The organism is Shewanella sp. (assembly GCF_048265805.1).
Taxonomy (GTDB): Bacteria; Pseudomonadota; Gammaproteobacteria; order Enterobacterales; family Shewanellaceae; genus Shewanella.
Genome location: NZ_JBLXAT010000023.1, coordinates 1 through 20,058 on the forward strand (window position 1 = coordinate 1; position 20,058 = coordinate 20,058).

At 46.6% G+C, this 20,058-nt stretch carries 20 protein-coding genes and 1 pseudogene; 16 read left to right on the top strand and 5 right to left on the bottom strand.

Going from position 1 to position 20,058, the window contains the following annotated elements; translation table 11 throughout:
* Positions 1-108 precede the first annotated feature (108 nt).
* From ACN0TT_RS15050 to ACN0TT_RS15070, 5 genes are all read right to left on the bottom strand, one after another.
* On the bottom strand, positions 109-450 hold the full coding sequence (locus ACN0TT_RS15050; RefSeq protein ID WP_417762966.1) for a hypothetical protein: 342 nt from the start codon (positions 448-450) through the stop codon (positions 109-111).
* 117 nt (positions 451-567) lie between these two features.
* Entirely contained in the window at positions 568-939 is a 372-nt protein-coding gene (locus tag ACN0TT_RS15055; RefSeq protein ID WP_417762967.1) for a hypothetical protein, read from the bottom strand.
* Between the two features lie 391 nt (positions 940-1,330).
* Positions 1,331-2,539, bottom strand: coding sequence for an IS4 family transposase (locus ACN0TT_RS15060; RefSeq protein WP_417762968.1), 1,209 nt, complete (start codon positions 2,537-2,539; stop codon positions 1,331-1,333).
* Positions 2,540-2,622: 83 nt separating this feature from the next.
* Complete coding sequence (locus ACN0TT_RS15065) at positions 2,623-3,150, bottom strand: hypothetical protein (protein ID WP_417762969.1); 528 nt, start codon at positions 3,148-3,150, stop codon at positions 2,623-2,625.
* 88 nt (positions 3,151-3,238) lie between these two features.
* Entirely contained in the window at positions 3,239-4,366 is a 1,128-nt protein-coding gene (locus ACN0TT_RS15070; protein ID WP_417762970.1) for a methyltransferase, read from the bottom strand.
* A 129-nt stretch (positions 4,367-4,495) separates the two neighbouring features.
* Here ACN0TT_RS15070 and ACN0TT_RS15075 point away from each other — a divergent pair, with 129 nt between their 5' ends.
* The 16 genes and pseudogenes from ACN0TT_RS15075 to dinB all read left to right on the top strand — a co-directional run bounded on the left by ACN0TT_RS15075 (position 4,496) and on the right by dinB (position 19,979).
* Positions 4,496-5,113 (top strand): alpha-ketoglutarate-dependent dioxygenase AlkB family protein, encoded by a 618-nt coding sequence (locus tag ACN0TT_RS15075; protein WP_417762971.1) that lies wholly within the window; start codon positions 4,496-4,498, stop codon positions 5,111-5,113.
* Positions 5,114-5,190: 77 nt separating this feature from the next.
* On the top strand, positions 5,191-5,490 hold the full coding sequence (locus ACN0TT_RS15080) for a BolA family protein (RefSeq protein WP_238894506.1): 300 nt from the start codon (positions 5,191-5,193) through the stop codon (positions 5,488-5,490).
* 46 nt (positions 5,491-5,536) lie between these two features.
* Complete coding sequence (gene luxS, locus ACN0TT_RS15085; protein WP_417762972.1) at positions 5,537-6,046, top strand: S-ribosylhomocysteine lyase; 510 nt, start codon at positions 5,537-5,539, stop codon at positions 6,044-6,046.
* Between the two features lie 621 nt (positions 6,047-6,667).
* Positions 6,668-8,002: a Na(+)-translocating NADH-quinone reductase subunit A gene (locus ACN0TT_RS15090; protein WP_417762973.1), complete on the top strand. Its 1,335-nt coding sequence runs from the start codon at positions 6,668-6,670 to the stop codon at positions 8,000-8,002.
* The gene (locus ACN0TT_RS15095) at positions 7,999-9,198 is read left to right on the top strand and encodes an NADH:ubiquinone reductase (Na(+)-transporting) subunit B (RefSeq protein ID WP_417762974.1); all 1,200 of its coding nucleotides are present in this window, start codon (positions 7,999-8,001) and stop codon (positions 9,196-9,198) included. Before ACN0TT_RS15090 ends, ACN0TT_RS15095 begins: the two co-directional genes overlap by 4 nt.
* Positions 9,191-9,973 (top strand): Na(+)-translocating NADH-quinone reductase subunit C, encoded by a 783-nt coding sequence (locus ACN0TT_RS15100; protein WP_417762975.1) that lies wholly within the window; start codon positions 9,191-9,193, stop codon positions 9,971-9,973. Before ACN0TT_RS15095 ends, ACN0TT_RS15100 begins: the two co-directional genes overlap by 8 nt.
* Positions 9,973-10,605: an NADH:ubiquinone reductase (Na(+)-transporting) subunit D gene (locus ACN0TT_RS15105; RefSeq protein WP_417762976.1), complete on the top strand. Its 633-nt coding sequence runs from the start codon at positions 9,973-9,975 to the stop codon at positions 10,603-10,605. Before ACN0TT_RS15100 ends, ACN0TT_RS15105 begins: the two co-directional genes overlap by 1 nt.
* Before the next feature lie 5 nt (positions 10,606-10,610).
* Entirely contained in the window at positions 10,611-11,219 is a 609-nt protein-coding gene (nqrE, locus tag ACN0TT_RS15110; RefSeq protein ID WP_417762977.1) for an NADH:ubiquinone reductase (Na(+)-transporting) subunit E, read from the top strand.
* Between the two features lie 45 nt (positions 11,220-11,264).
* Positions 11,265-12,521, top strand: coding sequence for an NADH:ubiquinone reductase (Na(+)-transporting) subunit F (nqrF, locus tag ACN0TT_RS15115; protein ID WP_417762978.1), 1,257 nt, complete (start codon positions 11,265-11,267; stop codon positions 12,519-12,521).
* 61 nt (positions 12,522-12,582) lie between these two features.
* Entirely contained in the window at positions 12,583-13,629 is a 1,047-nt protein-coding gene (locus ACN0TT_RS15120; protein ID WP_417763051.1) for an FAD:protein FMN transferase, read from the top strand.
* A gap of 9 nt (positions 13,630-13,638) precedes the next feature.
* The gene (gene nqrM, locus ACN0TT_RS15125) at positions 13,639-13,863 is read left to right on the top strand and encodes a (Na+)-NQR maturation NqrM (protein WP_417762979.1); all 225 of its coding nucleotides are present in this window, start codon (positions 13,639-13,641) and stop codon (positions 13,861-13,863) included.
* 377 nt (positions 13,864-14,240) lie between these two features.
* Positions 14,241-14,923, top strand: a pseudogene (locus tag ACN0TT_RS15130) (IS110 family transposase).
* 391 nt (positions 14,924-15,314) lie between these two features.
* Complete coding sequence (bfr, locus tag ACN0TT_RS15135) at positions 15,315-15,788, top strand: bacterioferritin (protein ID WP_417762980.1); 474 nt, start codon at positions 15,315-15,317, stop codon at positions 15,786-15,788.
* Positions 15,789-15,798: 10 nt separating this feature from the next.
* Entirely contained in the window at positions 15,799-16,269 is a 471-nt protein-coding gene (bfr, locus tag ACN0TT_RS15140; RefSeq protein WP_417762981.1) for a bacterioferritin, read from the top strand.
* Between the two features lie 403 nt (positions 16,270-16,672).
* Complete coding sequence (locus ACN0TT_RS15145) at positions 16,673-18,679, top strand: methyl-accepting chemotaxis protein (RefSeq protein ID WP_417762982.1); 2,007 nt, start codon at positions 16,673-16,675, stop codon at positions 18,677-18,679.
* A 232-nt stretch (positions 18,680-18,911) separates the two neighbouring features.
* Positions 18,912-19,979 carry a DNA polymerase IV gene (gene dinB / locus ACN0TT_RS15150; RefSeq protein WP_417762983.1) on the top strand — a complete coding sequence of 356 codons (1,068 nt, stop codon included), beginning with the start codon at positions 18,912-18,914 and terminating at the stop codon, positions 19,977-19,979.
* Positions 19,980-20,058: the final 79 nt, after the last annotated feature.

Here is a 20,058-nt window from a genome sequence, read left to right on the forward strand (position 1 = left end):
TCATTTGATCACATGACAAGATGCGCATCTACCTTAATTTGATGATTTTTATCTAAATCATCAGGGGATTCCTCAGGGCTAGATACCTCCGGCTACCCGATTAGGTTCTTATTCACCTACATGAATTTTTAGCAAAACTTCACTACCATCTAAATTTTTAACTAGCAATGGTAATATTTCTCCTGCTTCTTTATCCATTAACTTTTTGGCTTTATTCGCTGGGCAGCCAGGGATTTTACAACCATCAAGTTCAATAACTAGCTGACCAACTTTAGCTCCCGCTTTTTCTGCGGGGGATCCAGTGTGAACTTTATCGATCTTAAACTCAGTTATTTCAGGACTAAAGAATCCATCAACAGACACACCTGCGGTAATACCAATTTTACCTTCTGCGAAAGCACCAAATGATAAAAATAAGCTTAAAATTATAATCTTCCTAATTGACTTCAAGAGCCATACTCCTTTAAAAATCTAACGCATTACTAATGGGCTGCCGCAGCGCAGGCAGTCCCGTGGAGGCCACGTTGTTTGTGGCCGGAACGAAATTAAGTAACTTGTTATAAACCATTAAATGCAATCCAATTGTGTATAGCAGCCAAGTACAAGGGCGAAGAAGGGCCAAGCGAAACAATTTATCAATCCAAATCCTGCTGCCCATACATGCCTGCTACTTGCACTAAAATGCTTTGTAAACAAAGCGATAAAATACAACGCAACTGCCGGGGTTAGGTAGGCGAAAATACTAAAAGCTACTAGTGAGACGGTTTGATTGTCTCTCACGTACTCGGCCACACTTAAATACGAATAGAAAAAACCTGCGATTACACCCAGCACAGAAATTCCAGCTGTTGTTACCTTGCCAAAGCGATTCAAAGCTAAATAAAGTAACTCAGCCCAGCAAAAGGTAACAATAAAGACGATAAAGAATAGAGTCGCCAAATGTGATTCCCTATGGCTTATAACGATCATAACGCAACGGCGCGATTTTTCGTGTCCGTTGCCGTGGCTTGTTTTGTGAGTGACAGATGACGTAGGAGGTGCGCATGATGATGGGCTATTTGACTTCCTTGTATCTGAACTCTCCGTATTCCGCCAACCTTGAGAATGTTTGTTCCTTACTTGAAGCTGGCTGGCGGTGGCTGCGTGCAAGCTCGCTTCACCTGCGACGCTAACGCTTCAAGCGTGCCTGCATAAAGTTGTCCATGTTGAGCGTTTTGTTATGTTTTTAACCATAGTAATCTACTTGATTAATTACAGTTAAGTCGTAACAAAATTTTTTAAAGTTCTCCTCACCAAACAGGGAAAGAAGGCTTGGGACTGAAGGATCCCCTCATAAATCCGCCAGTGCATAGCCATTTTTTAAGAGCTGCTCAGCTAGAACTACCGCCGCTGCTAAGAGGTGTTGAGTAGTCATCTCGTAGTCTGGCCGCCTGAGGACTTCCATACCTAATCGAACGGTAGACAGAACATTTCGCTCTCTGACGGTATTCGCTTGAAAATGTCTGTCCCATCCTTGTTGCTGAGCATGTATTCCTGCCAGCCAAAACATGAGTTGCAGCATTAAAGCTATCAGCAAAATAACATCGAACCTTTTGGGACAACTCGTGCGGCTTTGACGCAGGCCTAATCCGTAAGCGGGACTCTTTAAGTCTCGGAAGGTTTCCTCGATTTGCATACGCTTTGCGTAAAGCCTCACTAACTGCTTGGGAGTATGAGCCGCTGTCGGTAAGTTAGTTGCCAATACCCATGGCTCCTTGGCTGAGTCAGCGTACACCTTGGGCGATGGATGGTGACAATTAGTTCGGGTAGAACGCTGATTCTTACGGCCTTTAGGCAAGGCTCTATACAGCGCTATTTGGCAGTGAATGGCATTGCTTTTGGTCAGTTTTTGATACCCAAGACTTTTGGCTCTGCTAGAGGCTTTGTTATGTAAGCTGCTGACGGGTTGCCAGTTTTCGGCACCGAGTTCAGCAAACTGGACTTTCCCTCTGACTCGACTCAACCAGTACCATCCGTGCGCCTCAACAGACTTGTACCATGGCACTTTAAATCCAGCATCACTGATAATGAGTGGGGTCACAGAGGAAGGTAAAATGCTTGCTAAGTCAGATAAAAACTGGTCATGAGCAGACTTAGAACACTGCTTTGAAAGTGGAAAGGCCTTTTCATATAAAGTGACCGAACGCCCTTGTAGCGCCACTGATGCACGGAGCACCATAAGTCTCTTGTGTTCACGGATATCAGACCAATCAACGAGCACCACCGGCATGGGGTTGCCCGCACAGATAAAGCTTGCGTGCCAACGATAGACGGCGAGTCTTTCTTGGTGCAGGTGATGGTTACCTAAAAGACGATCCATCCGCTTGATGTTGTGCTTCGTTCTCGCTTGGCAGGGTAAGTTACGACCAAGCTCGGTGAGCGTAAGCGTTTTGCTATCAAGCAATGCTCGACAAGCTAGCATCAAACTATTCAGTCGCTTTAAGTGCAGTTCAGGGCAGAATTGGTAGAGAGAATCATGTAAGATATTGAGTTCGCGCATCTTGTTGTCTGGTTGTTGTTTTTTGGCGAAATCATTTGATCACATGACAAGATGCGCATCTACCTTAATTTGATGATTTTTATCTAAATCATCAGGGGATTCCTCAGGGTGTAGTAGTCATCACGTTGATCATAGGTCTTTACCAAAATATGCTCAGGATCATCTCTCAGAGTAGAGGCAAGCGAATAGTCAACGTATTTAAAAAATGTCTCTTTTCGGTTTTTACTGTTCGAAAGTTCTCGAATGTCTTTTGTTTTAATATCAAGGCGATATAGGCGCTCAACTCGAAATGTATCACCTCGGTAATACTCAGGATATGACGCACCAATAATAAGATAGCGGTTACCTGACCAAGCGAGGGTTTCGATACGATCTTTATCTCTACTGAGCTGGGCTAGAGGGGTGAATTCTGTTGTAGGAAAATCCATCAACACTACCTGTGGGCCATCTTTGCTGTTGTAAACGGCGGCAATATTATTGCCATCAGGAGAGATAGCTGGCGATTGCATTATCGGTAGCGATGCAAATTTCTCATAAATATCTGCTGCTTCAGCAAAATTAAAACAAGATACTACGAGGCAATAGGCGAGTAAGATGATGGCCCGTTTCATTAACACTCCTTTGAATACTAAAACGATTCCTGATGGAGCATCATCTTACATTTTTATAACTTAAAAAATAAATAAGTTTAATAAAGTGTTATTTAGTTGCTCTTAGAATCACAAATTTGCTGTTACCTGCGACGGTCTCGCAGTTGCCAAATAACCGTTTGAGTTTGATGTGATAGCCCAAGTGACGATTGCCAACGACTTGTAACATACCACCTTGCTGCAACCGCTTTTTGGCATCAACAAACATCTGCCACGCAATATGGTCGGTGATGGCTTCGCCCTGATGGAACGGTGGATTACACAGCACTAAATCAGCGGCGACATCAGCTGGTAAGTTGGTGAGGCAATCATCCCAATGAAAATGCAACCGCTCCGTTGCGAGGCTATTGGCTAGCGATGCTAAACTTGCGCTGCTGACCGCTTGATAAGCGTCATCAACAAAATGTACGGACGCATTGGGATAACGCTGCGCCGCAGTAAGTCCAAGTACGCCGTTGCCACAACCCAAATCGACCACTTGTTTAAATTCGCCTTGTGGCAGATGTTGCAACATAAAGCGCGCGCCAATATCCAGCTTAGTCGCTGCAAACACATTGGCCATGCCGATTAAGGTCAGTTGTTCATCAGTTTGCCAGCGGACAGGCGGGGCGAGTGGGCGCGCCTTACCATCAGCAATGGCGGTGATTACCCGTGTTTTTTTCCACGTCAGGCTTGCACTGGCTGGGCCAAAATGTTCGGCAATTAATGCCAACAATGCTTGGTTTATATGCTTGGCTTTCGCCCCAATGAGAATACGGCTACCCGCAGGGAGGCTCTGACTCAACGCCTTGAGCTGCTCGGCAAAATAGTTGAGATTTTTAGGCAGTTTTAGCAAGGTCAGTTCAGCAGCAACATCGGTTAACGCTTCATCAGTTAACCAGTTGATAGCGTCACCACTCAGACGATTGACCTGTAGGTTCTCTTGCGCGCCTAAATGGCTAGTTTTCGCATCGGCGACCCAATGGATCTGTATCATCGGTTGGCGTTGACGTAGGCCACAGACCAATGCACCAAAGCTGTCGTTAATTATCAACGCGCTACCGGCGGCGGGTTCGGCGGCGATAACCTTAAGCAGGTGTTCATCGGCGGCATCCCAAGCTTGGAGGTTGGCATTAGCGTTGGCGGGGTAGCGCGTTAGCGTAAGCTGTAAATCATCTAATTGAAACTGGGTCGTCATAACGTTATTGGTTAACTCTTGGCTGCGGCAATTATCGCAGTAATTGGACTAAATGCCACGGGTTTAGCGTATCGCGGCGAGATCAATTAAGCTTGCAGCAAGAGTGAATGATGGAGTTAGGCTTGGGATATGTCGCAGCTTTCGTTACTTGAGACACCACCGAACAGAGATTGCAGCGCGTTGCCGTGGCAACATGTGAGGCAATATCTATCGCTTAAGCAGCAACAGTTACTGCAAGCGGAGGCGGCGCAATATCCGTTTGAACGGCCAACATTAACAGCTTATGGCAAACAGCATGCGATTCCGCGCCAACAAGTATGGTTTGCCGATGATGGATGCGATTATCTTTATTCCGGCTTGATGATTTGTGCGCAGCCTTGGCCGCACTATCTACTGCGGCTACGCTTGCAGCTTGAGCAGGAATTTAACCAGCCGTTTAATGGTGTGTTGGTTAATCATTACCGTGATGGCCTAGATAGAATGGGGTGGCACAGCGATGATGAACCGGAGATGGTGGCGGGTAGCAAGGTGATTTCTGTCTCTATCGGGGCGGAGCGCGACTTCGATATTCGCCATAAACAGCGGGCTGAGCAGCATCGTATCTCCTTAGCTAGCGGCGACATGCTGGTGATGCATGCAGCGATGCAGCAGCAATGGCAGCATAGCTTACCGCAGCGTAAAAAATTGCGTGCAGATCGGCTCAACCTAACATTTCGCCAGTTGATTCCGTTTTATCATCAACGCTGATTGCGCGCATGCTTGATTGATCTTTAACGGCTGACGCAGTAATCTGCCGCGCAGTTACTACTGGAATGGGTGAATATATGTCTGTTGCCGCTGTTATTGAGCAAAAGTTACACGCCGCACTGCAACCAAGTTATCTACAGGTGATCAATGAAAGCCATAATCACCATGTGCCGCCGAACTCCGAAACCCATTTTAAAGTGGTTATTGTTAGTGATGAATTTGATGGCTTGCGCTTGTTGGCGCGTCATCGCAAAGTGAATGAAACCTTAGCCCATGAGTTGGCCAATGGCGTTCATGCTTTGTCGATGCATACCTATACCGCCGCGGAGTGGACGTCTGAGCAACAAGTGCCAGCATCGCCAAAGTGCAAAGGCTAATTAACCTTTGAATGCCTGAAATAATTTGAATTAGAGGTCAGAAATTATGCCATTGTTAGATAGTTTTACCGTTGATCATACCCGCATGCACGCGCCAGCTGTTCGCGTTGCCAAGACCATGACCACACCCGGTGGCGACACTATCACAGTGTTTGACCTACGTTTTTGTGTGCCAAATAAAGCGATTTTGAGTGAACGCGGTATTCATACCTTGGAACATCTGTTTGCTGGTTTTATGCGTGACCATCTGAACGGCAACGGTGTGGAAATTATCGATATTTCGCCAATGGGATGTCGTACCGGTTTCTATATGAGCTTGATTGGTTCACCGTCTGAACAACGGGTTGCTGATGCTTGGTTAGCGGCAATGGATGACGTATTGCAAGTGCAAGATCAGTCGGCCATTCCTGAGCTGAACGAATACCAATGTGGTACTTACAGCATGCACTCATTGGAACAAGCGCAAGCGATTGCCCGCGAAGTGATCAGCGCTGGCGTGCAAGTAAACCGTAACGATGAGCTTAAGCTCAGCGACGAGATTTTACGAAAACTGTAATTTAGCAACAAATGAACTAGCGGTTCGAATTTTCGAACCGCTTTTTTTTTACGCAGAATTCCGTATAAGTTACTAAAATGTGATACGAAGGTGCTTATCAATCAGCAGTCTCAGGCTGTTGGTGATTGATTAATCACTAGTGGTAACAAAGTCACTAGCAAGATTCACTATTGCTGCTTTAGTGACCAAGGAAATGAGATTGCTGAAATAAATTTTCGTTTTGCGTATACAACTTTAGTTGTAAAGAGGTTGCGGAATATGAAAATGGTGGCGTGAATTTATTCAAATATACGCCTTATCACGAAAATGAATTGGTTTGCTGAATAGCCGCTGAATCTCTTAGTTATCAAACTGTTGCGTTGTCTGCTTGATTGTTCGGAATTCGCAAAAATGTCGGCGAAGTAACTGAAATGCCGAATATTTATGCAGAGGGATAACACCACAATTTTCGTGGCGATAAGATGTTAATTGGGTTAGAATGCCGCCGTTCAACGTGATTGCGATCGCATTTCTGAGATAAATCTGCGCTAGCTCAACGGGCTGGAATTTATAAGTGTGATTCCTCTGTGTTGACAGGAACGCGGCGCATTGTCTTTCCTCCAAAACGTAGTGCATGTGGATATGATTACAATCAAGAAAGGATTGGATCTACCTGTTGCAGGTACTCCAAAGCAAGTTATCCATGATGGGCCAGCCATCAAACACGTAGCTACATTAGGTGAAGAGTATATTGGCCTTCGCCCGACCATGAAAGTTCGTGTCGGTGATAAGGTGAGCAAGGGACAGGTAATTTTTGAAGACAAAAAGAACCCTGGCGTCAAATATACCGCTTTTGCCAGTGGCACAGTTACCGAAATCAACCGCGGCGCCAAACGTGTTTTACAGTCTGTCGTTATCGAAGTTGAGGGAAATGAGTCTGTTTCATTTGCTCAATTTGATGCGCAACAGTTAGACACTCTGGCAGCGGAAAAAGTACGAGAAAACCTTGTTGAGTCCGGGATGTGGACTGCATTTCGTACTCGACCTTTTAGTAAAACACCCGCAATAGATTCTACTCCGGCAGCAATTTTCGTTACTGCCATCGATACTCAACCGCTCGCTGCAGACCCTCAAGTTGTGATTGCCGCTCAAAAAGAGGCGTTTAGCAACGGTTTGAAGGTGATCTCTCGTCTAACTGACAAAGTTTTTTTGTGTAAAGCGCCAAGTGCGGATATTCCGTCAGCAAATGCACAGGTAGAAGAGTTTGCTGGTCCGCATCCAGCAGGTTTAGCCGGAACTCACATTCACTTCCTGTTGCCAGCTTCTTCCAAACGCACGGTTTGGCATATCGGTTACCAAGATGTCATTGCTATCGGTCAGCTGTTTACTACCGGTGAACTGCACGTAGAGCGCGTTGTGGCAATTGGTGGACCTAAAGCAACTAACCCTCGTTTGGTGCGTACTGTTGCTGGTGCGAGTACTGACGCGTTGTTAGCCAATGAAAAATCGGCTGGCGATGTGCGTGTTATCTCAGGTTCGGTACTTTACGGTGCAACTGCTCAGGGGCCTCATGCTTACCTTGGCCGCTTTGCTAATCAAGTGACTTTGTTGGAAGAAGGTACTGAGAAAGAATTCTTCGGCTGGGTATTACCAGGTGCCGATAAGTTCTCAATCACGCGCGCATTCCTCAGCCATCTGACTCCGAAAAAGCTGTTCAATATGACAACCAGCACCGGTGGTTCAGAACGTGCCATGGTGCCGATTGGTAACTACGAGCGCGTAGTGCCAATGGATATTCTGCCGACTATGCTGTTACGCGATCTTCTTGCTGGTGATACCGACGGTGCTACTGCCCTTGGCGCATTGGAGCTAGATGAAGAAGATTTGGCACTGTGTACATTCGTTTGCCCAGGCAAATATGACTACGGTACCTATCTGCGTGATTGCCTCGATACTATCGAGAGGGAAGGTCTATGAGTTTAAAAGATTTTCTTGAGCGTATTGAACCGCAGTTTGAAAAAGGCGGTAAATACGAGAAGTTTTATGCGCTTTATGAAGCCGCAGCCACTATCTTCTACACCCCAGGTAAGGTCAATAAAGGTGCGACTCACGTTCGTGATAACCTCGATCTGAAACGCATGATGATTACCGTGTGGGCATGTACTTTCCCTGCCATGTTTGTCGGGATGTACAACGTAGGTTTACAAGCGCAGATCGCTTTAGCCGCTGGATTCGGCACACCAGACGTATGGCAAGTGGGTTTATTCCAGTTGTTGGGTGGTGAGCTGACCGCAAACTCTGGCTGGGCTGGCTTGATGTTTTATGGTGCTTGTTTCTTCCTGCCGATTTATGCAGTGACCTTTGTGGTCGGTGGTTTCTGGGAAGTTATTTTCGCCTCAGTGCGTGGCCATGAAATCAACGAAGGCTTCTTCGTTACCTCGGTGCTGTTTGCCTTGACCTTGCCTGCAACTATCCCGTTGTGGATGGTGGCATTGGGTATCAGCTTTGGTGTGGTGATGGCCAAAGAGGTATTCGGTGGTACAGGCCGTAACTTCTTGAACCCAGCGCTGGCCGGTCGTGCGTTCCTGTTCTTCGCTTACCCACTGAATATGTCAGGCGACACCACTTGGGTGGTGGCAGATGGTTTCTCCGGTGCGACAGCGCTGAGCCAAGCTGCTGCAGGCAAGATGAGCTACGCCCTAGATCAAAGCTGGTGGAATGCTTTCTTAGGCTTTATCCCTGGTTCAGTAGGTGAAGTATCAACCTTAGCCATTTTGATTGGTGGTTTGATTATCATCTATGCGCGTATTGCGTCATGGCGCATTGTTGGTGGTGTGATGGTGGGTATGATTGCCGTTTCACTGCTGCTGAACGTTCTCGGTTCTGACACTAACCCAATGTTCGCTATGCCTTGGTACTGGCACTTAGTATTGGGTGGTTTTGCTTTCGGTATGATGTTTATGGCGACTGACCCAGTATCGGCGTCGTTTACCAATAAAGCTAAATGGGCTTACGGTATGTTGATTGGCGCCATGGTGGTGTTCATTCGCGTCGTTAACCCAGCGTTCCCTGAAGGCATGATGTTGGCGATTCTGTTTGCCAACCTGTTTGCGCCATTGTTCGACCATTTCGTGGTCCAGGCGAATATCAAACGGAGGATTGCTCGTGGCTAAGAAAGAATCATTCGCACGGACGCTATTTATCGTTGTCGGCTTGTGCTTAATTTGCTCAATCTTCGTATCGACCGCCGCGGTGTTATTGAAGCCTACGCAGCAAGAAAACAAGTTATTAGACAAACAAAAATACATCCTTGAAGCGGCTAACTTGCTCGACAGCAAGTCGCAGGTTACTAAACAAGAGATTTTGAATAAATACGAGAAGTTTGTTGAAGCAAAAGTGATCAACCTTAAGACCGGTGACGAAGTGACGGGTGTTAATGCCGATACTTTTGATCAACATAAAGCCTCTCGTGATCCAGAAACCTCTTCAGTGCCTGAACACGACATCGCTTCGATCAAACGTGTGGCCGATAATGCTGTTATCTATCTGGTTCACGACGAAGCGGGTAAAGTGACTAGCGTTATCTTACCGATACACGGTTACGGCCTTTGGTCAACCATGTATGCATTTTTGGCGGTAGAGCCAGATTTGAATACAGTACAAAACCTCGTTTATTACAGCCAAGGTGAAACTCCAGGGTTGGGTGGCGAAGTGGAAAATCCAAAATGGAAAGCTAAGTGGCACGGCAAAAAACTGTTTGATGAACAGGGTAATATTGCCATTTCAGTAACCAAAAACCCTGCAGTAGCCGAAACTCCATACGGTGTCGATGCATTGTCTGGTGCAACGCTGACCAGTAACGGTGTACAACACTCACTGACCTTCTGGTTAGGTGAAGAAGGGTTTGCTAATTTCATTAAGAAAGCACGCAATGGAGGATTGAGCTAATGGCCGACGCTAAAGAACTCAAGCAGGTTCTCACCGGACCGATTCTCAGCAATAACCCAATTGCGTTGCAGGTTCTGGGGATTTGTAGTGCGCTGGCAGTGACCAGCAAAATGGAGACTGCCTTGGTAATGGCGCTAGCGCTTACCGCGGTAACTGCATTTTCAAACCTATTTATCTCTTTGATCCGTAACCACATTCCTAATAGTGTGCGTATCATCGTGCAGATGACCATTATCGCGTCACTGGTAATTGTGGTGGACCAGTTCCTGCAAGCCTACGCTTACAACGTGTCTAAGCAGTTGTCGGTGTTCGTTGGGTTGATTATTACCAACTGTATCGTAATGGGCCGTGCTGAAGCCTACGCGATGAAATCACCACCGATGATGAGTTTCATGGACGGTATCGGTAACGGTTTGGGTTACGGTGCAATTTTGCTGACCGTTGGTTTCTTCCGTGAACTGCTTGGTAGTGGCTCGCTGTTTGGTTTCCAAATCCTGCAGAAAATTTCTGACGGTGGTTGGTATCAACCGAACGGCCTATTGCTGTTGCCACCAAGTGCCTTCTTCCTGATTGCTTTCGTGATTTGGTCGTTGCGTACTTATAAGCCAGAACAAGTTGAAGCGAAAGGATAAGCACAATGGAACATTATATTAGTCTGTTCATCCGTTCTGTTTTCATTGAAAACATGGCGCTGTCCTTCTTCTTGGGTATGTGTACTTTCTTGGCGGTATCTAAGAAAGTGGAAACAGCGATTGGCTTAGGTATCGCCGTTATTGTGGTAATGAGTATCTCAGTACCTGCGAACCAGATCATTTATCAAGGTTTGCTAGCACCAGGCGCATTGTCTTGGGCTGGTTTCCCTGATGCTGACTTAAGCTTTTTGAAGTTCATTACCTTTATTGGGGTTATCGCTGCACTCGTTCAGATCCTTGAAATGGCATTGGATAAGTATTTTCCACCGCTTTACAACGCGCTAGGTATCTTCCTGCCGTTGATTACGGTGAACTGTGCCATCTTCGGTGCGGTATCTTTCATGGTCGAACGTGATTATAACTTGGGCGAAAGCGTGGTATTCGGCTTTGGTTCTGGCGCTGGTTGGGCGTTGGCAATCATGTTGATGGCGGGTATCCGTGAAAAACTCAAATATGCAGATGTGCCTGCGGGACTACGAGGCTTAGGGGTAACCTTCCTCACTGCTGGTCTGATGGCGTTGGGCTTCATGTCGTTTTCTGGCGTGTCTTTATAAGACGCAGCGGTCAACGGCCGAACAGGACCTTCTAAGGATAAGTTAATGGATATTCTTGGTATTTTTAAGTCCACTCCACTTGAGGTATACCTCGGTGTGAGTATGTTTACCGTCATCGTATTGGTTTTGGTGTTAGTGATCTTATTCGCTAAATCTAAGCTGGTATCTGAAGGCGATGTAACAATTTCAATCAACGGTGATCCTGACAAAGCGATCACCACACAAGCCGGTGGTAAATTGTTGGGCGCGCTAGCTAACAACGGTATCTTCGTGTCATCTGCTTGTGGTGGCGGTGGCTCATGTGGCCAATGTCGTGTGATTGTGAAATCGGGAGGTGGTGATATTCTGCCAACCGAACTGAACCACATTAACAAGGGTGAAGCTCGTACTGGCTGCCGCTTGTCATGTCAGGTCAACGTGAAATCTGACATGGATATCGAATTAGATGAACACATCTTCGGTATTAAGAAGTGGGAATGTGATGTTATCTCTAACGATAACAAAGCGACCTTTATTAAAGAGCTGAAGCTCGGTATTCCCAAAGGTGAGTCTGTACCATTCCGCGCGGGTGGTTATATTCAGATTGAAGCGCCTGCTCACCACGTTAAGTACGCTGATTTTGACGTGCCAGAGAAATACCGTGGCGACTGGAATCACTTTGGTTTCTTCAAGCTGGAATCAAAAGTGGATGAGCCAGTGATCCGTGCATACTCTATGGCTAACTACCCAGAAGAACACGGCATCATCATGCTTAACGTGCGTATTGCTACGCCACCTCCACGTAATTTGAGTCTGCCTTGCGGCAAGATGTCATCTTACATCTGGAGCTTAAAAGCAGGTGATAAAGTGACTATTTCTGGTCCATTTGGTGAGTTCTTTGCCAAAGATACTGATGCAGAAATGGTATTCATCGGTGGTGGCGCAGGTATGGCACCAATGCGCTCGCATATTTTTGATCAACTTAAACGTATCAAAACCAACCGTAAGATAAGCTTCTGGTACGGTGCTCGTTCAAAACGTGAAATGTTCTATGTAGAAGATTTCGACGGTTTGGCGGCAGAGAATGAAAACTTCGAGTGGCACGTGGCCCTGTCTGATCCTCAACCTGAGGATGATTGGGGCGGTTACACCGGTTTCATTCATAACGTGCTGTATGAGAACTATCTCAAACATCATGAAGCGCCAGAAGATTGTGAGTTCTACATGTGTGGACCTCCGGTGATGAACGCAGCTGTTATTGCCATGCTGAAAGACTTAGGTGTCGAGGACGAAAACATCCTGTTGGATGACTTCGGCGGTTAGTCGATACACAAGAAATCTCGGCACAGCATTCGCTGTGCCGTTTTTTTTAGGGAAATCTATGATGCAGTTTGTTTTGCCGTTTAAGGCGACACTTACCCAGCCTATTAGGCAGCTGTTGCTGTTAGTCACCGCTTTGGTGGTGCTGGCAGGGTGCTCGCAAGCGCCGGAAGTGATTTCACTGTCAGGTAGCACCATGGGCACCACGTATCACATTAAAGTGGTCAGTAATGAGCGCATGCCTGAAGCGCAGTTGCTACAGGCGAGGATTGATCTGCTACTTGATAATGTTAACAATCAGATGTCGACCTATCGCCCTAACTCTGAACTGTCACGTTTTAATCAACTGGAACCGGGTCAGCCGATTCAGGTCGCAGATGACACGGTTAAAGTGATTGAAGAGGGGATTCGACTCAATCAGGCGACTGAGGGGGCATTAGATATCACGCTAGGCCCATTGGTGAATTTATGGGGCTTTGGCCCAGATAAGCGTCCAATCAAGATCCCATCCCCCGAAACCATTGCTGCCGCTAAAGCACGTACTGGCATCGATGGTATTGACATTGATGGCAATCAACTCACTAAAACTAAACCTTCGCTCTATGTCGATCTGTCATCCATTGCGAAAGGGTTTGGGGTCGACAAGGTGGCCGAATTATTAGATGGCTATCAGGCGGAAGGCTATTTGGTTGAAATCGGTGGAGAGTTGCGTGCTAAGGGAACTAAACCGGGGGATCTACCTTGGCGAGTAGCGGTTGAAAAGCCTACTCAAGAAGACCGTGAAGTACAGCAAGTGATTGAGCCCGGCAATATTGCGGTGGCGACGTCAGGTGACTACCGTATCTACTACGAAGAAGATGGCGAGCGCTTTACTCATATAATTGACCCTCGCTCTGGTTATCCGATCAAACATAGGTTAGCCTCGGTAACCGTACTCAATAAGAGTTGTATGACTGCTGATGGTTATGCCACGGCGATGATGGTTCTTGGAACTGAAAAATCGCTGGCATTAGCCGAAAAAGAGCACTTAGCCATTATGTTAATAGAGAAACAAGATGATGGATTTAAGGTATACTACAGCTCAGCCTTTAAACCCTTCTTGAAGCAGTGAGGTAAATTTATGGCAACCTTTATTGCAGCATTTTTATTCTTGTTAGTTTTTTTCCTTTTGATGTCAGTTGGTTATCTCATTAAGCGTAAAGCGGTGCAAGGCAGCTGCGGCGGGCTAGGGGCGTTAGGCATTGAAAAGGCGTGCGATTGCGATGAACCTTGTGATCGCCGTAAAGCACGTGATGCAAAAGAACGTGCTCGACAAGAAAAGCTAGCTAAGCATCGTATTATTTAACGGCGTTGTAAGCACTTGGGGCTGTTTAGCTTTGCTGGTTGTTTTTGCAGCAGGAAGAGCGTGATTTAGGCAAGGCAGATGGTGTGCCGTGTAGTTATTTATTCTCCACCAACAACACCTAACGCTGAATAAATTGCGCTCAGTCTCTGCCCGAAGGGTTCATTTAAACGCCTCCTTAACTTGTTTCGCCCCGCTTGATTAGTTGACTAAACGTCGCAGGACGAGACTCGTTCATAATGCGGTTAATTTGAACAAAAATTAAACACTAAAGATAAACAGCTTCTAGCAAAGGCGACTCCACTGAGTCGCCTTAATGTGATGGTCCGCCTCCCTTCTCAGCGACTATGCTGAGATTAGGCTTAGACAAGAGGTAGACCATCATGTTTATTCAAGTACTCGGTATCGATTTAGGCAAGTCAAACTTTCATATTATTGGCCATGACCGTGCAGGTAAAACGGTTGTGCGTAAGAAACTTTCCCGTAATCAACTCATTGTTTTTCTTCAACTACCACCACCCACCACTATCGCCTTTGAAGCTTGTGGAGGTGCGCATTGGCTTGGACGGCTTTGTCAGCAGTTAGCGCATCAGGTCAAACTCATTCCCCCACAGTATGTAAAGCCCTACGTCAAAGGTAACAAGAACGACTTTATTGATGCCGATGCGATAGCAGAAGCAGCCGGACGGCCATCGATGCGCTTTATCGCGGTAAAGACAGAAGCGGCACAGATGATGTCAGCCGTTCATCGGGTAAGACAAGGCTATATCAAAGAGCGCACTGCCTGTATGTCACGTATTGGCGCTTTGTTATTGGAATTTGGTGTCAGTCTGCCAAGAGGCCACAGTGCCACGAAGCGCTTATTCATGGAGCGAGGGCGATTTTAGCAAAACCCGAGAAGACGGGCGCGGTGTTTGGCGAATGGCTGATAAAGCTAAGAGCCACCAAACCATTCAACGTAGCGTGTGTGGCGTTGGCGAATAAACTGGCGAGAATTGTGTGGTCAGTGTTGAGAACGAAAGAGCAATTTAACGCAGCGAAGCTGCAACCTGAGTTTGCATGAATAGAGTGAAGATGACGAAAACGGTAGTACCACCGGAGTAAAACCTGACATAACAAACAGCAGTAAAATGCTTTGGGCTTTTTGAGGATATTCCGGCGCGGAACTCATCGTGGAGCGGTAGGCGAGAGCCTCCAATAGAGACTCCGAATACATTAGCGCAAACCCACCTCGTTATTGAATTTTATTCTTGCAACAACGAGGCGGACCATACATTTTTATGCCTGATGACAAGCTATTGATATCTGGGTTAAAAATAGTCTATTTTTTATACTAATGATAATGATTTGTATTTGTAAGTAATTGAAATTGTAAGTTTTATTGAAACTTGGTTCATTTATATATAGGCTTAAATCATTGATGCAGATCAAGCTTTATCCATAAGGAAATCATTATGAAAGGCCAACCTAGTGTTATTGCCCAACTCAATAAAGTGCTGATGACTGAGCTCACGGCGATTAACCAGTACTTTCTCCACGCCCGTATGTTTAAAAACTGGGGCCTCGCTGGGCTAAATCATCACGAATATAAAAAGTCGATTCAGGATATGAAACACGCAGATAAGGTGATCGAGCGTGTATTGTTTCTTGAAGGCCTGCCTAATTTACAACAGCTCGATAAGCTGCGTATTGGCGAACATCCTCAAGAGATGTTGAGCTGTGATCAAGCGATGCAAGAAGATGAAATCGCTTTGTTGAAGAATGCCATCGCGGTATGTGAGACGGAAAAAGATTTTGTAAGTCGTGATTTGCTGGAAGATTTGTTGGAAGACGAAGAAGAGCATCTAGATTGGCTGGAATCTCAGTTCGAGCTGATCAAACTCACCACGTTAGAAAACTACCTGCAATCACAAATGGACAAGGAATAGGAGTATCCCCATGAAAGGCAATCCAAAGATTATTGAAGTATTGAATCAACTGCTCAATGGAGAACTCACAGCCATGGATCAGTACTTTGTACATGCGCATATGTATGAAGACTGGGGCTTAAACGAGCTGTATGAACGCATTAACCATGAATCACAAGATGAACGTGGTCACGCCGCTAAGTTGATTGCACGTATTCTATTCCTTGAAGGTAAGCCAGATATCGAGAAGCGTAATGCACTGACCATAGGTAAGGACGTGCAAGAGATGTTGGAACTTGATCTGCAATATGAATATAAAGTCGCCGCGAGCTTGCGTACCGCTATCGACCTGTGTGAGCAACATAACGATTACCAGACTCGCGAAATTTTAGAAGTGTTGCTAGAAGAAACCGAAGACGACCACATGCATTGGTTGGAGCAACAAGTTACCTTAATTAAAATGATTGGCTTGCAAAACTATATTCAAACAAAGATGTCTTAGCTCTCAAGGGGCCGCTATCGGCCCCTATTTCTTTATAACTAGTGCAGATATTCAGTAGTTGTTCAGAAAATAACCGTTAGTCTGTAATTTATTTGACAGATTAACGGAGTGTGCTATGAGCCTGCTACAGCGAATACAACGGTGCTTTCTGGCGGAATCGAAAACTCCTGCACCACAACCTACTCCTACTTCAGAGCCTGAACCACAACGCTCATCAGTACCGCAAGCTATTTTAACTGACGAAGAGTTACGTTTTATTTTAGATCTTTACAACTAACCCCCAAAAATATCACCTTTTATCTATTTTTTATTCACTATTTACGCAAATGCATCTACTACCTTAGTCTTCCCTTCTGATAAAGTGTCAAGTGCTTGGAATAAAAACTCTAAAAAAGGAGCATTGATGTTTTCTGTCAGACGTTCACTCAGTATGCAGTTGATGGTGTCGATTGTCGGCGCCTTAGCAGTATTACTATCGATAGTGGCTGTGGTACTGGTCAAAAACGATAGTGATGAAACCAAATCTCGGATCGATAACGATATCTCCTCCATGATCCAGCTGAAAGCCGAGGAGATCCGCGGCTACTTTTACGCTAAAGGCCAAATCGTCCACGCTATTTTTGCCAACCCCAACGTGTTGCAATGGTTTTCTGATTACCAGCAACGCGGCGCAGATTTGACTGGTGACCAGCAATATCAGCAGATTGTTAAATACTTCCACTTCTTCTCTGAAAAAGACAAAGATATCAAATCGGTATTTTTGGGTTCTGCCAACACCTTCGAATACTTCGACCTTGGCGGGCGCTACGACGGTGACCCTACTTACTACACCAATAAGCGACCATGGTGGCAGGAAGGTATAGACAAGGGCGGCTTATACGTGGCCGACCCAGCGGTGGATGCGAACGACGGTTCAATCTCTGCCACCGTAAAAACAGTAGTCAACAACCAGCAGGGGCGTTTTATCGGCATCGGCGGGATGGACATCCTTATTGATACTATCGGCAAAAACTTGTTGGCGCCGATCAAGTATCAAGGTGCTGGCCAAGCATTTTTGATGACAGAGCAGGGAAAATTAGTTTATTTCCCGGGCTTCAATCAGCAGTTTACCCCGGGAACTGATATCAGCGCAGTGGAGCAGCTCGCTGGTGATAACCAAGGCTTTAAGCAGTTGAAAGCCACTATGCTCAAGCAATCCAACGGCATAGCCACTGTGACCTATCAGGGCGAAACCCAACAAGTGCGCTTTGTGGCAATCAATAGCGACTATCCGAAGTTGCATTGGTATCTTGGTTTTATGTTGCCGGAAAGTATTTCAGTTGCTCCCGTTCGCGCGAACTTTTTGACCACCACCGCCATTGCTATCGGCATAATTCTGTTGGTTGCGCTGATTGTTTGGGCGCTGATGGTGCCGTTTAAAAAGTATATCGATGCATTAGCATTTGCCATGGAAGATATCGCCAACGGCGATGGCGATTTAACCCGCCGCATTGAGCTTAAGCGCGAAGATGAACTTGGGCGTATGAGCCGAGCCTTTAATCAGTTTGCCGAGAAAGTGCAAAGCATGTTGCTAGAAACGCGGGAATTAGCCAGCGGTGTCGAGCAAGGTGTAGATTCTGCGGTGGTGGTGTGTGACCAAGCCTATTCCTCAGTAAAAGCGCAGAAAGCGGAAATTGACTCGGTGGCAACTGCCGCAGCCGAACTGGCACAAACTAGTCAAGTGATGGCCGCCAATGCACAACGTACCGCAGATTTTGCTGATGCTGCCAAATTGCGTTCAGCCGAAGGCACTGCCACTGTTGAGCAGGCTGCACATGGCATACGTGCGTTGTCTGAGCAGGTGCATGCTGCAGCGAGTGTTATTGGCGAGCTACGCACCAGTTCGGAACAGATTGGCGAAGTGCTTGGTGTGATCCGCGCCATTGCTGAGCAAACTAACTTGCTGGCGCTGAATGCCGCCATTGAAGCCGCGCGTGCTGGCGAGCAGGGCAGAGGATTTGCCGTGGTAGCAGACGAAGTACGTACCTTAGCGTCTCGCACTCAAGATTCAACCAGTAATATCCAAGGCATTATTCAAACATTGCAGGCGCAAACCATTCAAGCACAGCAAGTGATGGAGGAGGGGGTTAAAGAAGCTCAGCAAGGCATTCAGCATACTGAAAATGTTGATGCCGCGCTGATGGCGATTACGGAAGCGATTGATGAGATCCAACAGCAAACCATTGCCATTACTACGGCGATTGGTCAGCAAGCGGTAGTCGCTGATGAAGTGGCGACGAATGTGGAAAACGTTCGAGCGCGGTCTGATGAGTCATCGCAGGCCAGTGAGGAGTTGTCGCAAAAAATGCATCGGTTCAATCAGTTGAGTGATGCGCTGGCGACTAACGTACAACGCTTTAAAGTCAGTTAACAACCTTCGTTGCTGTATGAGGGAAGCCGATAGTGCTTCCCTTTTCTCTGCCTAAAATTTGCCACTCATATCGCTGTGGTGCCGCCTTTGAGTGTGTTCCATCAGTGCCAAGTGAATCAATGTTGTTGTGCTCGCGGCGCGCTGTTATCACGGCCAGCAGCGATATTTATTTGACACTGTTTTTATATACAGTATTCTGATGCGGTGATAGTTGCTGAGCTGATACATTTGCATGAGAAAGATCATCCACATCGATATGGATTGCTATTACGCTGCAGTAGAGATGCGGGACTTTCCCGAGCTACGTGGCAAGCCTATCGCTGTTGGCGGCGCTCGTGAACGTCGTGGTGTTATTGCCACCTGCAATTATGAGGCACGTAAATTCGGTGTCCGTTCAGCAATGGCGACTGGCTATGCTTTCAAGCTGTGTCCCGATCTTATTATGCGTACTGGTCGTATGTCGCTCTATCGTGATATCTCGCAGCAGATCCATCAAATCTTCCAGCGCTACACCGAGATCATCGAGCCGTTATCCTTGGATGAAGCTTATCTGGACGTCAGTGACTGCTTACTCTATCAAGGTTCCGCCACGCGCATTGCCGAGGCGATTCGGGCGGATATTCTACGTGAAACTGGCCTAACGGCCTCTGCTGGCGTAGCGCCGGTAAAGTTTCTCGCCAAGGTTGCATCGGATATTAACAAGCCGAATGGCATCTTTGTTATCACGCCCAATGAGGTGGCGGAATTTGTCTTGCAACTGCCACTCAAACGTATTCCCGGTGTCGGCAAAGTGACAGCCGAGCGTTTAGCGCAATACGGCTGGATGACCTGCGGTGAATTGCAGGCGGTCAACCAAGATCAGCTGTCGCAATTACTGGGTAAATTTGGCATGGTGCTGTACCAACGAGTGCGCGGTATTGATGAGCGGGCAATTAATCCGACCCGTATACGTAAATCTGTCGGCGTGGAAACGACCTATGAGCAGGACTTACCCGATCTCAACGCTGCTCAAGCGGCTTTGCCTGAATTGCTTGACGAGCTCCAACGGCGCTACGGTAAATATCAGCAGGAGCGTCCTGTCCACAAGTTGGTGGTTAAAGTGAAGTTTGCCGATTTTCAACAGACCACGGTGGAAAGCCGCAGTGAGCAGATTAACGCCGAGCTTGCCAACGAGCTGTTAGCACAAGCAGTGGCGCGCGGTCAGGGAAAGGCGATTCGTTTGCTCGGGGTCAGTGTGGGGTTAAGTGAGCCAGTTAGCTTGCTGCAATTCCCACAGCCACACCAATTGGCACTGTTGTAACTGGTGAGTGGTTGCCAGATACGACAACCTAGCGGTTTCAACTTGTTTATAGAACCAGATTGGTTGCCTGCACGTCCAA

Bases quoted from the DNA above. Each gene is read 5' to 3' on its own strand.
- ACN0TT_RS15060 (WP_417762968.1), bottom strand. From the start codon at position 2,539: ATGCGCGAACTCAATATCTTACATGATTCTCTCTACCAATTCTGCCCT.
- ACN0TT_RS15065 (WP_417762969.1), bottom strand. From the start codon at position 3,150: ATGAAACGGGCCATCATCTTACTCGCCTATTGCCTCGTAGTATCTTGT.
- ACN0TT_RS15070 (WP_417762970.1), bottom strand. From the start codon at position 4,366: ATGACGACCCAGTTTCAATTAGATGATTTACAGCTTACGCTAACGCGC.
- ACN0TT_RS15075 (WP_417762971.1), top strand. From the start codon at position 4,496: ATGTCGCAGCTTTCGTTACTTGAGACACCACCGAACAGAGATTGCAGC.
- ACN0TT_RS15080 (WP_238894506.1), top strand. From the start codon at position 5,191: ATGTCTGTTGCCGCTGTTATTGAGCAAAAGTTACACGCCGCACTGCAA.
- luxS (WP_417762972.1), top strand. From the start codon at position 5,537: ATGCCATTGTTAGATAGTTTTACCGTTGATCATACCCGCATGCACGCG.
- ACN0TT_RS15090 (WP_417762973.1), top strand. From the start codon at position 6,668: ATGATTACAATCAAGAAAGGATTGGATCTACCTGTTGCAGGTACTCCA.
- ACN0TT_RS15095 (WP_417762974.1), top strand. From the start codon at position 7,999: ATGAGTTTAAAAGATTTTCTTGAGCGTATTGAACCGCAGTTTGAAAAA.
- ACN0TT_RS15105 (WP_417762976.1), top strand. From the start codon at position 9,973: ATGGCCGACGCTAAAGAACTCAAGCAGGTTCTCACCGGACCGATTCTC.
- nqrE (WP_417762977.1), top strand. From the start codon at position 10,611: ATGGAACATTATATTAGTCTGTTCATCCGTTCTGTTTTCATTGAAAAC.
- nqrF (WP_417762978.1), top strand. From the start codon at position 11,265: ATGGATATTCTTGGTATTTTTAAGTCCACTCCACTTGAGGTATACCTC.
- ACN0TT_RS15120 (WP_417763051.1), top strand. From the start codon at position 12,583: ATGCAGTTTGTTTTGCCGTTTAAGGCGACACTTACCCAGCCTATTAGG.
- nqrM (WP_417762979.1), top strand. From the start codon at position 13,639: ATGGCAACCTTTATTGCAGCATTTTTATTCTTGTTAGTTTTTTTCCTT.
- bfr (WP_417762980.1), top strand. From the start codon at position 15,315: ATGAAAGGCCAACCTAGTGTTATTGCCCAACTCAATAAAGTGCTGATG.
- bfr (WP_417762981.1), top strand. From the start codon at position 15,799: ATGAAAGGCAATCCAAAGATTATTGAAGTATTGAATCAACTGCTCAAT.
- ACN0TT_RS15145 (WP_417762982.1), top strand. From the start codon at position 16,673: ATGTTTTCTGTCAGACGTTCACTCAGTATGCAGTTGATGGTGTCGATT.
- dinB (WP_417762983.1), top strand. From the start codon at position 18,912: ATGAGAAAGATCATCCACATCGATATGGATTGCTATTACGCTGCAGTA.